This window comes from Sorangium sp. So ce394, assembly GCF_051474665.1.
GTDB lineage: Bacteria > Myxococcota_A > Polyangia > Polyangiales > Polyangiaceae > Sorangium > Sorangium cellulosum_D.
Map to the genome: position 1 here is coordinate 13213209 of NZ_CP150339.1, position 14695 is coordinate 13227903.

Consider the following 14695-nt stretch of genomic DNA (forward strand, 5'->3'; position numbering starts at 1 on the left):
AGGCGAGGAGATGTCGAGCGGCCGAGGTACAAAGGATGCCAGGAGGATAAAATTGTGGCTTCTCCTCGCGTTCCTGGCGTCCTCCTGATGCAGCGTGAATGTGCCAGGCATCACCAGCGGCGCTGAGACCCCTTAAGGCATTTCCGGACGCCCGCGGCACGTGCCTTGAATATCCGCCGCTGAATGAGGGCCTGCGTCGCGCGTTTCGCGGATGAGCCCGTGCGGTGCCGCAGAGGCTCACGCATTGTGCTGAATGTGCGCCGAACTCGTTCCGGTTCAGGATCATCCTCCAAATCGACTGGATCTCGCGCCCAGAACCGCTCCGGGTTCAGGCGACATGTGGCACCCTCGCGAGCTCGATGAATTCGAGTGCTCAGGCGCCGATCGCCTCGCGGGCACGGCCTCTGCAAAGCACGCTCGCATGAACCGCATATCCCGACGTCGCTTCGCCGCCGGCCTGGGCGCTGGTCTCCTCGCCGCTCCGTTCCTCGGGAGGATCAGCCAGCTTCGCGCCGACGGTGGTACTGCGCGCAACCTCGTCATCTTTTTCTCTCCCAACGGGACTCATCATCACCTCTGGCGCCCGACGGGCTCCGGATCGAGCTTCTCTTTCCCTGCGGGCTCGATCCTCGAGCCGCTCGCAGCGCACAAGTCCGATCTCATCATCTGCGACGGCATCGACTTCAAGGGCGTCGACAACCATGAGCCCGGCATGATCAACATGCTCACGGGCGGCGGGAACGCCGGCAGCGCGAGCCGCGGCCAGAGCGTCGACTGGTACGTCGCCCAGGAGCTCGGCGTCCGGCCGGTCAACCTCGGCATCTACACGAGCCCGTGGGGGACCGGCGCCCAGACCCGCATGTCCTACAGCGCGGCGGGGCAGTTCGCGCCCGTGATCGACGAGCCGCGGACCGCCTACAACCAGATCTTCGACGGCTTCACCGGCAACGGCGGCTCGACCGGAACCGGAGGTGGCGAGATCGATCCGAAGATGAAGCGCCGGCAGAGCATCCTGCGCGTCACGAACGGCGAGATGGAGGCGCTGCGCGCCGGCGTGCCCGCGCGCGAGCAGGCGAAGCTCGACGCGCACATCGACGGCCTCAAGCAGATCGCGCCCGGCGCGAGCACCGGCGCCGGCCCCGTCGCGGCGAGCTGCGGCACGGCGCCCCCGCCGCCGCCCTCGTTCAACCCGACCGACGAGGACGCCGTGCCCGACATCGCCGTCGCGCAGATGGACCTCGTCGCCGCGGCGCTCGCCTGCGGCCGGACCCGCGTCGCCACCGTCCAGTTCTCTCACACGGTCTCGCCGCTGCACCTCCGGTGGCTCGGCCTCTCCAGCCAGGATCATCACTCGCTCTCGCACGCGAGCTCGGGGGAGGACGTCGACAGGTTCCGCATCGCGGAGCGGTGGTTCGCCGAGCAGTTCGCTTATCTCCTCAAGAAGCTGAAGTCGACCGCCGGCTCCGGCGGCGGCACCCTGCTCGACGAGACGCTGGTCGTGTGGGCCAAGGAGCTCGGCGACGCGCCGCTGCACCGGTGCGAGTCGGTCCCGTTCGTCCTCGCCGGCGGGGGAGCCTTCACGCCCGGCCGCTACATCAAGTTCGGCGGCGCTCCCCACCAGCAGCTCCTGGTCTCCATCTGCCAGGCCATGGGCCTCAGCAACAGCACCTTCGGCGACGCCTCGAAGGGCACCGGCCCCCTGGACGGGCTCGCGTGACGCGCGGTCGTCCGCACGTCCGTCCACTCAAAGCACTTGGGATTACGAGGAACAAGCTTATGAACACACACGCGAAGGGACCCTTCGACACGGCGGACGCGCCCGTCTCCCGGCCCCCGCCGGCGAGCGACCCCCCGCGGCGCCGGCGGACTCCGCGCCTCGGCTACGCGCTCCTGCTCTCATGCGCCGCGCTGGGCGCCGCGGGCGCCGGCTGCAACGGCATGTTCGGAGGCGGCGACGAGACGAACGGCGGAGACGACACGGGCTCGCTGGACTCGGGGTGCGCCGACAACATCGAGTTCTTCAAGGCGAACCTCTGGGACCCGATCATGTCCTCGAAGTGCACCGTCTGCCACACCGCGAGCGGGCTCGCGAAGGGGACCCGCATGGTGTTCGACACCTCGGGTACCGACGAGGCGCTGCAGGCCAACTTCGAGGCGGTGCGCGCCATGGCCGCGCTCGAGGTGAACGGCGAGTCGACGCTCCTCCTGCGCCCCTCCGGACGGCACCCCGACGGCCACGCCGGCGGCGCGCTCATCCCGTTCCAGAGCGAGGAATACCAGTCCTTCGAGAAGTTCGTGAACCGCGTCAACCTGGGCGAGGGGTGCGAGGACCAGCCGACGGCCTGCGAGCCCAACATGGTGTCCGGGCGGCGCGTCCTGCGCCGGCTGTCGCGCGTCGAGTTCGACAGGACCGTGGCCGACCTCCTCGGCGTCGACACGACCGGCTACATCCTCCCGACCGACGCGAACGTCGAGGGGTTCGACAACAACGCCGACGCGCTCCTCTACGCCGGCGCCGACGTCCAGCTCATGCGGGACGCCGCCGAGGACATCGCCGCCAAGGTGGCCGCGGCGCCCGGGTCGCTCGTCCCCTGCCCGATCGAGACCGGAGACGACGCGTGCGCGACCGAGTTCTTCGAGGGCTTCGGGCGCCGCGCCTTCCGCCGGCCGCTCACGCAAGAGGACCGGTCCCGGTACATGGAGCTCTACCGCGGCGTGAAGGCCGACGAGGGCTTCGCCGGGGGCGTCCAGGCGATGATCGCCGCCGTGCTCCAGTCTCCGTACTTCCTCTATCGCCCGGAGCTCGGTGTGGCCGCGCAGGACGGCACTTACCAGCTCCTGCCGCACGAGATCGCGTCTCAGCTCTCCTACATGATCTGGAGCTCGATGCCGGACGACGAGCTGCTCAGCAAGGCGGAGTCGGGCGAGCTCGCGACGCCGGCGGCCATCTCCGCCGAGGTCGACCGGATGATGCAGGATCCGCGGGCCGACGCCGGCGTCCTCAGGTTCTTCAGGACATGGCTCCAGCTCAGCGCCAAGCCGTCGAAGGACATGACCGCGTACCCGGAGTACACCGAGGAGATCCGGCAGGCGATCGAGAAGGAGACGGCGGCCTTCGTGCACCACCTCCTCCAGGATGGCTCCGGCTCGCTGGGCGAGATGTACACCGCGAACTACTCCTACGTGACCCCGGAGCTCGCGTCGTTCTACGGGCTCCCGGCGCCGGGCGGGGCCGCGGATCAGTACGGCACGACGCGCGTCGACCTCACCGGGTCGAACCGGATGGGCATCCTCACGCTCGGCAGCGTCCTCAGCACCCACGCGCACGCCGGCGAGTCGTCTCCGGTGCACCGCGGCAAGTTCGTGCGCGAGCAACTCCTCTGCCAGCCGCTGCCGCCGCCGCCCGCGGGGCTCGACGTCAAGCCGCCCCAGCCCGATCCCACGAAGTCGACCCGCGAGCGCTTCTTCGAGCACTCGAACAACGAGGCGTGCGGCAGCTGCCACTCGCTCATCGACGGGATCGGCTTCGGCTTCGAGCACTTCGACGGCGTCGGCCGCTACCGTGACACCGACGACGGGCACCCGGTCGACGCGAGCGGCAACATCGTGGGGGCGGAGGGCACGAGCGGCCCGTTCGACGGCACCGGAGAGCTCGCCCAGAAGCTCGCGGAGAGCCCCGACGCGCAGGCGTGCTTCACCCTCCAGTGGCTCCGCTTCGGCTTCGGCGCCATGGACCAGGCCGAGCTCTCCTGCATGGCGGACCAGATCACCGGCCAGCTCGGGCCCGAGAACCTCACGGTCGCGGGCGTCATCAAGGCGATCGCGCAGTCGCCGCGCTTCACGAGGCGCCTCGCCGAGGCGGCGACGCAGCCGGATCCGTCGGAGGATCCCGGCGGCGGCGAGGAGGAGCCGTCGGGCGGCACCGACAACGACCCGCCGCCCGTGAACTCGGACTTCGACGTCAAGGAGACCGTGGACACGGTGTGGGACGGCGGCGGCTGCAAGTCGGTCGACGTCACCAACGTGGGCGACGCGCCGGCGACCTGGGTGATCACCCTGCAGACCGACGGCACGCCCACCGACGTGTGGAACGCCGTGGCCGAGGCGGGCAACGCGGGCGTGAAGTTCTCCGGCATGAGCTACAACGCCGAGCTCCTGCCGGGGGCGTCCGCGCGCTTCGGGTTCTGCTGGCGGGAGTGAGCCGCGGCGTGGCGCGCGCCACGTCGCGCGCGCCACGTCGCGCGCCAATTTGCCTGGAATTCTGCTATCCTGCGCGCCCCTCGTCCACACCCAGGGCGGGGCGAAAGCCCAGGACGCCTCAATGACCCATCCGCTTCACGACATCCTGCTCCCCGACAGCCGGCACGACTTCTTTCCCGTGGTGATCGAGATCCCCAAGGGGTCGAAGTGCAAGTACGAGCTCGACAAGAAGACCGGGCTCTTGATGCTCGATCGCGTGCTCTACTCGTCCGTTCATTATCCGGCCAATTACGGCTTCATCCCCCAGACGCACGCGGGCGACGGCGACCCGCTCGACGTCCTCGTCCTCATGCAGGAGCCGGTCGTGCCGCTCACGATCGTGAGGGCGCGCGCCATCGGCGGCTTCTTCATGCGCGACGACAAGGGCGTCGACGACAAGATCATCGCCGTCGCCGTCGACGACCCCTCCGTGGCCCATTACCTGACCCACGAGGAGCTGCCCCCGCATGTGACCAAGGAGCTCATGCGGTTCTTCATCGACTACAAGACGCTCGAGAACAAGCTCGCCGAGGTCGAGACGATGTACGACAGGAACCGCGCCCTGGAGGTCATCGAGGAGTCCGTCGCCAGCTATCGCTCGATCAGCGCCTGGTCCAAGGGCTGACGCGGCCGGGGCTGGGGGCCCGGCCACCGATGAGCATGGATGGATCGCGACCGGGGTGGATCACGCTTCCTGGACTTTCCTGCGTCCACCCCAGCGAAACCTCCGAAAAAATCCAGAAATTGGCCCAGGACCCCGGGTTGGCATCGAGGGACGACGCGGCACAGGGGTTGCAGTTCATCTCGCCGTGGATCGCTTTTCGACACTCACGGGAAATGGCCAGCTCGCCCGGCGGCTGGCCGCGGGACCCGAGGTCGAGGCGCGCCTGGCGATCCAGCGGCTCCGGGTCGGCTCTGGGTTGGCGAGCCGGCCGAGCTCGCCCGCATGGCGCACGACAGCGTGAATCGGCTCGACGCTCTGCGTCGAGCGAGACTCCCTCTCTGGAGAGCGAACTCGGTCCTGTGACGATCCTGTGAACGATGAGGCCTGCGGAGACAGGTAGAAGCGCTGAATCAACCAACCGACGAATCGAGTCAGGGCACGTGGAAACCACGTGAGCTCGTGAGTTATCAAGGCGACACCGCTTGATCGGGGCTTGACAACATGAGAGACATCAGCTTTTCTCAAGCAATGATGAGCACGCTTAAGAGCTTAGTTTCGGCGAAGGCGTGTCGCCGCTATTCCGCAGTGGCACTGCTCCTCGCCGGCCCGCTCGGTTGCTTGGGCAATCTGGGCAATGTCGACGGCACGCCCGCCGAGGACGACCCGAGCGATACTCCGGACGATAAGCCGCCGATCGACAAGCCGCCGCCGCAGCCCCACGACATCCCCAAGGTGTCGGAGTGCGAGGTCGAGGACCTGAGCACCCCCGGCCCGCGCACGGTGCGGCGCCTGACGGTGGAGCAGTTCGAGGCCACCGTGCGCGATCTCTTCCGGGATCCGAGCGTCGCCCTGCCGAGCATCTTCAACGATCCGCAGGTGCTCGGGTTCACGGCCGACGCGAACGCGCTCGTGATCCGCGACCTGACCGCCCAGCAGATCATGGACTGGGCCGAGGCGACCGCGGACTGGGCGGTGACGAACAAGCTCGACACCCTCAGCTCGGCCACCTGCCGGACGACCGACGAGGCCTGCCGCGGCCAGTTCATCCGCGACTTCGGCCGCCGCGCGTTCCGCGAGCCGCTCCCGACGGACCGCTTCGAGGCCTACGACAAACTGTTCGGGGCGGAGAGCACGTTCGAGGACGGCGCCAAGGTGGTCGTGAGCGCCATGCTGCAGTCGCCGTACTTCCTGTACCGCCACGAGATCGGCCGGGAGGCGGGCGGCGGCATCTACGAGCTCTCCCCGCACGAGATCGCGAGCAACCTCTCGTACCTCTTGACCGGGACCATGCCGGACGCGGCGCTGCTGCAGGCCGCCGACGAGGCCGCCGCCGCGGGCACCACGCTGAGCAGCGAGCTGATCACCCAGCACGCGCTGCGCATCCTGGAAGACCCGGCGACGCGGCCGCTCGCCGAGGCGGAGATGACGCGGTTCATGCGCGGCTGGCTCCAGCTGAACCGCCTGGTCACCGCGGTGAAGGACAACACGGTCTTCAACCTCAGCGACGACCTGCGCAAGGACATGATGTCCGAGACGCAGGCGCTCATCGTGGACACCGCGTTCAACCAGAACGGCACGTTCGCCAACCTCCTGCAGGCGGACTACACGTTCGTCAACAGCAGCCTGGCCACGCACTACGGCATCGGCGGCGCCGGCGGCACCGAGCTCACCCGGGTGACGCTCGCCCCCGGGCAGCGCGATCGCGGCATCCTGGCCCACGGCAGCTTCCTGACCGGGCACGGCGGCGCGAAGCTGTCCTCGCCGACCCAGCGCGGCAAGATGGTCCGCACGCGCCTGCTCTGCCAGCCGCTCGATCCCCCGCCGCCCGGCGTCGATCCGAACATCAAGCCCCTGGAGACCCCGGCGACCACGCGCGAGATGGTCGAGCAGCACACCCGCGCTGACTACTGCCACAGCTGCCACGTGCAGATGGACCCGATCGGCGTCGGCTTCGAGCACTACGACACGTTCGGCCGGTGGCGGAACGACGAGGCCGGGATCCCCGTCGACGTGACCGGGATGATCGTCGAGCCGCCTTCCGGGGAAGACTTCAACTTCAACGGCGTGACCGAGCTGGCCGACTACCTCGCGGCGAGCGACGACGTCAAGGCGTGCATGGTCCGTTACTGGTCGTACTACGCGTTCGGCGACACCTGGGAGCAGGACGGCTGCACGTACGAGAAGGTCCAGCAGGAGGCGTCGGCCGACGAGTACCGCCTGAAGAGCGTGTGGCTCGCGCTGACGCGCACGCCGCACTTCACCCGCAGAGTTCAAGGTCCGTGACCCCACGGCTGCAAACAAAGAAGAGATCGGTAGCAAGTGAAAGGATCGGTCATGCGCAGCCACAGTCGTAGGAACTTCCTTAAGGGTGTTGGGGCCAGCCTCGGGGCTAGCCTGCTGTTCTCGCCCTTCTATGACTCCATCGCCAACGCGGCTCCCGGGAAGAAGCCGAAGCGGCTCCTGATCTTCTTCACCATGGGGACGGCCCCCGAGGTCTGGAAGCCCAAGAGCGTCTCGGGGGAGACCCCCACGTTCAGCGAGGCCACCTCGCCGCTGGAGGAGGTGAAGGAGCACATCGTGATGCTGGACGGCCTCCCCAGCGCGAGCCCCGGCAACAACCACGGGTCCGCCGACGGCCTCACCGGGATGGGCTACTTCAGCAACGGCCCCTACGGGCTGATCTCGGTCGACCAGTTCATCGTCGAGAAGCTGAAGGGCGCCGGGCTCGCGACCCCCATCCCCTCGCTCCTGCTCGGCGCCGACACGAGCGGCGGCAAGACCGGGTTCTACAAGAACACCAACCTGGTGCCGATCGGCTCGCCGATGTCCGCCTACTCGACCGTGTTCTCGGGGGTGACCCCGTCGAACCCGACGAACCCGAACCAACCCGACCCCGCCGCCGAGGCTCGGCTGCGCCGGCGCATGAGCATCCTCGACAACCTCAAGGGCGAGATCACGACGCTCAAGGGGAACCTGGGCCAGGAGCAGAAGTACAAGCTGGATCTGCACCTCGAGTCGATCCGCCAGATCGAGAACCGGCTCTCGGGCTCGATGACCGGCGGGACCGGCGGGCCCACCGGCGGCGGCTGCTCCGTCCCGACGAGCCCCTCGGGCGACATGTCGAACCCGATGAAGGCCAACCAGCTTCACCTCGACATCATCGTGGGCGCCTTCGCGTGCGACATCACGCGCGTCGCGTCGATCCAGTGGGGCTCGGATCAGATGATGAACGTCAACCTGCCGGAGATCGGCCTGGCGGACGAGGAGCACAACGGACTGATCCACGGCAACGACCCCGGCCACGTGAAGCTGATCAAGCTCGAGAAGTGGCTGCACGAGCAGTTCGTCGGCGTCATCAAGAAGCTGAAGGAGCTGCCCGAGGCCGACGGCTCCGGCTCGCTCCTCGACAACACGCTGATCGCCTGGTGCCGCGACATGGGCGACGCGCCGGCGCACACCCAGAACGAGATGAAGTTCGTCCTGGCGAGCGGCACGGGCGGCTACCTGAAGACGGCCCCGGGCGGCCGGTTCATCAAGAGCCAGGAGCGGCACGAGCGCGTGCTGCTCAGCCTGTGCGACGCGATGGGCGTCACGGACTACTCCGGCTTCGGCGATCCGGCCCTGGGGGCGAAGTCGCCGCTCCCGGGCCTGGCGGCTACCTGAGAGCACGGGGCGCGAGCCCCCCCGCCGCGACAGGCGCGCCCCCACGCGCCTGTCGCGGCGGTCTCCGGACCGCGCTCTTCACGCGGCACGGCTGCAAGCTGCAAGAGAATCGGGTGCGAGCGAAAGGTCGTTCATGCGCAGCCTTCATCGTCGAGCTTTTCTTCAAGGCCTGGGCGCCAGCGTCGGGGCCAGCTTCCTGTTCACGCCGTTCCTCGACTCCATCGCCCACGCGGCGCCCGGGAAGAAGCCGAAGCGGCTGCTCCTGTTCTGCACGATGGGGACCGCGCCCCAGATCTGGAAGCCCACGAGCGTCTCCGGCGAGACCCCGACGTTCAGCGAGTCCACGTCGCCGCTCGCGGACGTGAAGCAGCACGTCGTGCTCGTGGACGGCCTCCCCAGCGGCAACCCCGGGAACAACCACGGCGCCCCCGACGGCCTCACCGGGCTCGGCTTCAGCGACCCCGCCAGGCTGATCTCCGTCGATCAGTTCATCGCGGACAAGCTGATCGCCGCCGGGACGAAGACGACCATCCCCTCGCTCCTGCTCGGGGCCGAGAGCACGGTGAGCGGCGGGAGGTCGCCGTACTACCGCAAGGACAACCTGCCGACGCTCGCGTCCCCGAAGTCGGCCTACTCCACCCTGTTCGGCTCGGCGATCCCGTCGAACACCACCTCGGACGAGGTGCTGCGCCGCCGCAGGAGCGTGCTCGACAACCTGAAGAACGAGATCAAGGCGCTCGAGGGGAACCTCGGCGCCGAGCAGAAGTACAAGCTCGGGCTGCACCTCGATTCGATCCGGCAGATCGAGGAGCGGCTGTCGAACGCGTCGTCCGGCGGAGGCGGCGCCTGCGCCGCGCCGACGGCGCCGAGCGGCGATCCGAGCAACCCGCTGGAGGCCAACCTCCTGCACATGGATCTCATCGTCGGCGCGTTCGCGTGCGACATCACGCGGGTCGCCGCGATCCAGTGGGGCTCGGATCAGGCCATGAACGTCGAGCTGGCGGACATCGGGCTGCGGGGCGAGGAGCACGGCTCGATGATCCACACCGGCGCTCCGGCGCACCTCGACCTGATCAAGCTGGAGAAGTGGCTGGCGCAGCGGTTCGTCGATCTCATCAACAAGCTGAAGGCGATCCCCGAGGCCGACGGCTCCGGGACGCTCCTCGACAACACGCTGATCGCCTGGTGCCGCGACATGGGCGACTCGCCGAACCACAACCAGAACGAGATGAAGTTCGTCCTGGCGAGCGGCGAGGGCGGTTATCTGAAGACGAGCCCCGGCGGGCGCTACGTGCGCAGCTCCGAGCGGCACGAGCGCGTGCTGCTCAGCCTCTGCGACGCGATGGGCGTCACGGACTTCAGCGGCTTCGGCGATCCGAACCTGCCGGCCAAGTCGCCGCTCCCGGGCCTCGCGGCCACCTGACGCGGCCGGCGCGCGGCGCCCCGGCGCGGGCGCCGCCGCCATCACGCGACCGCGCCGGCGGTGACCGCGCCGGCCGTGCGGTCTTCCCGCGCCCCGCGCCCGGCGTACACTCGTGAGCCATGACGACGAGCGCGGCGGCGGGGTACGAGGCGGATCAACGGCGAGACGACCTGTCCGCGTACGCGCGGTACCTGTCCGCGATGGACGCGTCGATGCGCCAGAAGGTCGCGCTCACGGCCGCGCACCTCCTGTGCGAGGGCCGCGTCGCCGACATGGGCATGGGCTCGGGGCAGGGCAGCGCCGCGCTGGCGCTGCTCTACCCGCGCCTCGAGGTGATCGGCGTCGACATCGATCCCACGGTCATCGAGCTCGCGCGCCGCGCTCACCGGCGCCCGAACCTCAGCTTCCAGCTGGGCGACATCGCCACGGCGGTCTTCCCGCCCGAGAGCCTCGACGGGATCTTCGACTCGTCGGTGCTGCACCACGTGACCTCGTACGGCGGCTATCGCCACGCGAACGCCGCGGACGCGCTCTCGGCGCAGGTGGAGCAGCTCGCGCCGGGCGGCGTGCTGGTGGTGCGGGACTTCGTCGACCCGGGGCCGCAGCCGGTGCTGCTCGACGTGCCCGCCGACGACGGCGACGGCGGCCCCGACCCCCGCAGCGCCTCGACCGCGGCGCTGCTCGAGCGGTTCGCCGGCGAGTTTCGATCGCTGTCGCCCGAGCCCGGGTTCCCGCTGGAGCGGCTCTCCCCCGGGCCGTCCGGCGCGCTTCCCGCGCCGCGCCCCGGGTGGCGGCGGTATCGGCTCGCCCACAAGCACGCGGTCGAGTTCGTGTTGCGGAAGGATTACCGCGCCGACTGGGAAGCCGAGGTCAAGGAGGAGTACACCTACTTCTCGCAAGCGCAGTTCGAGGCCCTCTTCGCCCGGCTCGGCCTGCGCGTGCTGTCGTCCACGCCGCTGCGCAACCCGTGGATCGTGCGCAACCGGTTCGCCGGCCGCTTCGAGCTGCGGGACGCCGCGGGCGTGCGGCTGCCGTATCCGCCCACGAACTACCTCATCGTCGGCGAGAAGGTGAAGGCCGGTCAGGGGGTCGCGTTCCGGCTCTGTCCGGCGGAGGGCCCTCCGCGGTTCCTGCGGATCGAGCACCACCAGGATCGCGCCACCGGCCGGGTGTTCGACCTGGCGGCGCGGCCCCACCCCACGCTGGACATCGTGCCGTTCTTCTTCGCCGGCGAGACGGCGTACGTGCTGGCGAGGACGAGTTACCCGCGTCCGATCGCGCGCGCCTGCCGCGAGGAGACGCCCCCCCTCGACGGCAGCGGCCCGGCCGACTACCTGGCCGAGCCGATCGCGGTCGTGCAGACCGAGCTCCCGGTCGGCCACACGGTCGAGCGGGCGCTCGGGCGCGCGGCCGGCGTGCGGGCGGAGGCGATCCAGCGGATGATCCCGGGGACGACGTACTACCCGTCGCCCGGCGGCATCCTCGAAGAGGTGCGCTCGATGCTCGTGGAGGTCGAGCCCTCGTTCGTGAACGCGCCTTCCGAGGACGTCTCCGGGTTCGGCACCTCGGGCCGCATCCGCGCGATCGAGGCGCGCCAGCTGCTGCGCGCCGCGCAGGTCGGCGGCCTGCCCGACGCGCGGCTCGAGCTGAACGTCTACGACCTGCTGGCGCGCTTCGGATTGTCGTTCGGGCCGTGGATCGGCGACGACATCGCGCTCCCCGAGGGGCCCTCCGCGCCGCCCGGAGCGGGCGCGGCAGGCGCCGCGCTCGCGAGCGCGGGCGGCGGCGCGGTGGCCGTCGTGGAGCCGACGTCGCTGCGCGCCCTGCTCGAGCGCCCGAGCCGCCGGCGGTACGCGCGGGTGGATCCGAGCGCCAGCACCGGGTTCCTCGAGGTGCGGCGGGCGCGCTTCGAGGAGCTGGCCGACGGCGGCGCCGTGGTGGCCGCGCGCGAGCTCGAGTACGTGGTGCCGCGGCCGCTCGGCGCGCTGACCGTCTCGACCGCGCTGCTCGCGCGCGCGCCGTCGGGAGAGGTGGTGCTCGGCGTGGACGACCACGACCTGCCCGCCGCCCAGAGCTTCTCGGGCAACAGCGAGCTCCTTGTCGCGCCGGCGTGGCGGCTGCCGCGGAGCGCGCGCACCCTCGCGGAGGCGGAGGCGTTCGTGCGGGCGCGGCTCCTCGTCGAGTACGGCGTCGACGCGGGCGAGGCCGTCGAGCTCGGAGGCGCCTACCGCCCCTCGGCGGGGCTGACGCCGGAGCTGGTCCACCCCATCGCCTTCGTGGTCACCGGGGTGGCCGCGGAGGCGCCGCGTGCCCCGTCGGCAGCCGCGTCCCCGTCGGCAGCCACGTCCCCCTTGGCAGCCACGTCCCCGTCGGCAGCCGCGTCCCCGTCGGGCGCCGCGCCCACGGCCGCGCCGATGTCCGCTCCGCCTCGGCGGCTTCACTGGGTGCCGCTGACCGCGCTGGTCGCGGGCCGGGAGCACCTGCCCGACGGTCATCTGCGGGTCGTGGCCCTGCGCGCGGCCCACGCGCTCGGCGCCGCCGTCTCGCCGCCGCGCCCGCAGTGATGGATTCCTCGCTGCCGAGCGGGTGAGCCGACGGCGGCCACGCATCGGGTGCTCTCATCACGATATTTCGGGGAGCGCTCGGCGCGATCTCGGGGTGTCGCGGGCGGAAGATCGACTGCGTGCCGCGCCGGCGCGCGAAACGGACCTGCTTTATCGAGCCGCGGATGACCGCAGGACGCGCGCCGAGCGCAGATGTCGATTGCGTTCCAGCTGCCTGATGCCTGGACGCAGCAATCGCGCGCGATGGACGGCGGTCTCGAGACCTCAGCTGCATGCGCGCGCCGCGCTCTTTTGAGCGCAATCAGCGCGTCTTCGCGCGATGCGGCGCAGGGCTGACGCATCGAATGGCTGGCACGCGGGGCGCTTACAGCGCCGCACATCGCCGGCGATCGGCCGCCCCCCGCAGCGCACAGCGGGACGGAAACCCCATGGAACTTATGAGCAATTCCCTCAAGATCGCGATGGCGGGCCTCAAGCCCGCGAGCCGCTCCGTCCGACGCGAGGCCCTCGGGCAGGGCGTTCGAGCCGGCGCGGGGCGGGCCGGCTCGTTCGTCGCGCTGCGGGCGCGCCTGCTCGCGAGCCCCAGCCTGGCCGGCGCGCTCAGCTTCATGCAGGTCACCACCCGTTCGTGGGAACCCCACGAGCTCGCGGCGTGGCTCCACGAGCACGTGGTCGAGCCCGGCTGGATGAAGGCCCCTCGCGCGTTGCGCGAGCCGGGCGCGGCGCCCGTGGAGCTCTGCGAGCTCGACGAGCGGCACCGCGAGGTCGCGGCGCTCACCGGATGTGCGCGCCGGCGCGTGGCGCTCGCGCTGCTCGATTTCGTGGCGCCGAACCCCGATCGCGGGTTCCTCCGCGCGGCGCTGTACAGCGCGCGCGTGCGGTGGAGCGTCGTCGAAGGCCGCTCGGGCTGGATCCCGGCGCCGCGCGAGAGCGACCTCCTGAGCGACATCGTGCTCAGCCTGTTCGCCGCGGAGATCCTCTCGGACGCGGAGCTCTACCGGAGCCACATGACCGTCTGCGCAGGCTGCGGCCGGGTCGCGTTCGCGCAGGAGCCGCGGCCGCGCGGCGCGGGCTGCCCGCGCTGCGACGGCGAGGTCAGGTGGCAGTCGCGCTGAGAGCGAGGAATCGGCGCTGCCGATGCGGAGTCCTGCGGACATCGAGCAGGGTGAGGGCGCTCGTCCGTCCCGCGCGTGCTCCAGCTCCCTGACGCGGCGACTTCTCTTTTGAAGACGACGATTCCGGGAAAGGTGGGGTCGTCACGAATCGGTAGAGGGCGAGTGATGAGCTTGACGACTCGGCGTGAGCCACTCCAAGCTTGGCGCCGAGCCATGAACCTCGCCCGCCGCACCAGCGCCGAATTGGATGAGCTTGCCCACGCAGCGCAGCGCGATGGGTTTTGCTTGATCAAGAGCCTCATCCCGAAGAGCCTGCTGCTCTCGTGGCGTGAGGCCTTCGCGCCGCTCCTCGACGCGCACATCGCGCGCGAGGGGCACCTCAAGAACCGGGGGCCAGGGCGGTATTACGTCACGCTCCCCTTCAAAGCCCCCTTCGCGGAGCCGCGCATCTACGAAGACGAGACGATCCTGGGCGTCGTCGAGCGCCTGGTCGGCGCCGACATGACCATGGTCCAGCTCGCGACCGACACCCCGCTCCTCGGGTCCGATTACCAGGACGTCCACCGCGACACGCCGCCGCTCTTCCCGGAGACCGGCAGGGAGACGCCTGCATTCCAGCTCGCCGTCAACTTCCCCCTGGTCGACGTCACCGCCGAGAACGGCCCGATCGAGATCGCCCGTGGCACGCACATGCTCTCCAAGGCCGAGGGGATGCGGCGCCTCGAGCAGGGCGAGGTCGCGCTCGAGCCGATCCCCATGGAGCTCGGCGACGTCATGGTCCGCGACGTTCGCGGCCTGCACCGCGGAACCCCGAACCGCTCGCGCGAGCCGCGGCCCATGGTCGTCATCGGCTACAGCCGCCGCTGGCTCTTCCGGCCGGAGGTCTCGATCCGGGTGCCCCGCGAGAGCCTCCCCCACCTGTCGGAGCGGGCGAAGCGCATGCTCCGCTTCAACCCGATCGTCGAGTCGCTCGACGGGCCCGACGAGACCGAGGTCTACCAGGCCTTCGCCTATTGACCCGCGCCGT

9 protein-coding genes are annotated in these 14695 nt (G+C 70.2%); all 9 read left to right on the forward strand.

All coding sequences use genetic code 11. From position 1 onward, the window contains the following. Window positions 1-421 precede the first annotated feature (421 nt). The 9 genes from WMF33_RS48875 to WMF33_RS48915 all read left to right on the forward strand — a co-directional run bounded on the left by WMF33_RS48875 (window position 422) and on the right by WMF33_RS48915 (window position 14685). The gene (locus WMF33_RS48875; RefSeq protein ID WP_437334993.1) at window positions 422-1717 is read left to right on the forward strand and encodes a DUF1552 domain-containing protein; all 1296 of its coding nucleotides are present in this window, start codon (window positions 422-424) and stop codon (window positions 1715-1717) included. A 59-nt stretch (window positions 1718-1776) separates the two neighbouring features. Beyond that, window positions 1777-4200: a DUF1592 domain-containing protein gene (locus WMF33_RS48880; RefSeq protein ID WP_437334994.1), complete on the forward strand. Its 2424-nt coding sequence runs from the start codon at window positions 1777-1779 to the stop codon at window positions 4198-4200. A 121-nt stretch (window positions 4201-4321) separates the two neighbouring features. Continuing rightward, a complete protein-coding gene (locus tag WMF33_RS48885; protein WP_020742099.1) occupies window positions 4322-4864 on the forward strand; it encodes an inorganic diphosphatase in 543 nt (180 codons plus the stop codon). A 624-nt stretch (window positions 4865-5488) separates the two neighbouring features. After that, a complete protein-coding gene (locus tag WMF33_RS48890) occupies window positions 5489-7186 on the forward strand; it encodes a DUF1592 domain-containing protein (RefSeq protein ID WP_437334995.1) in 1698 nt (565 codons plus the stop codon). Between the two features lie 51 nt (window positions 7187-7237). Beyond that, a complete protein-coding gene (locus WMF33_RS48895) occupies window positions 7238-8566 on the forward strand; it encodes a DUF1552 domain-containing protein (RefSeq protein WP_437334996.1) in 1329 nt (442 codons plus the stop codon). A gap of 133 nt (window positions 8567-8699) precedes the next feature. Next, on the forward strand, window positions 8700-9989 hold the full coding sequence (locus WMF33_RS48900) for a DUF1552 domain-containing protein (protein WP_437334997.1): 1290 nt from the start codon (window positions 8700-8702) through the stop codon (window positions 9987-9989). A 119-nt stretch (window positions 9990-10108) separates the two neighbouring features. Beyond that, the gene (locus WMF33_RS48905; protein ID WP_437334998.1) at window positions 10109-12553 is read left to right on the forward strand and encodes a methyltransferase domain-containing protein; all 2445 of its coding nucleotides are present in this window, start codon (window positions 10109-10111) and stop codon (window positions 12551-12553) included. 437 nt (window positions 12554-12990) lie between these two features. After that, window positions 12991-13668 (forward strand): hypothetical protein, encoded by a 678-nt coding sequence (locus WMF33_RS48910; RefSeq protein ID WP_437334999.1) that lies wholly within the window; start codon window positions 12991-12993, stop codon window positions 13666-13668. A gap of 213 nt (window positions 13669-13881) precedes the next feature. Next, window positions 13882-14685: a phytanoyl-CoA dioxygenase family protein gene (locus WMF33_RS48915; protein ID WP_437335000.1), complete on the forward strand. Its 804-nt coding sequence runs from the start codon at window positions 13882-13884 to the stop codon at window positions 14683-14685. Window positions 14686-14695 lie beyond the last annotated feature (10 nt).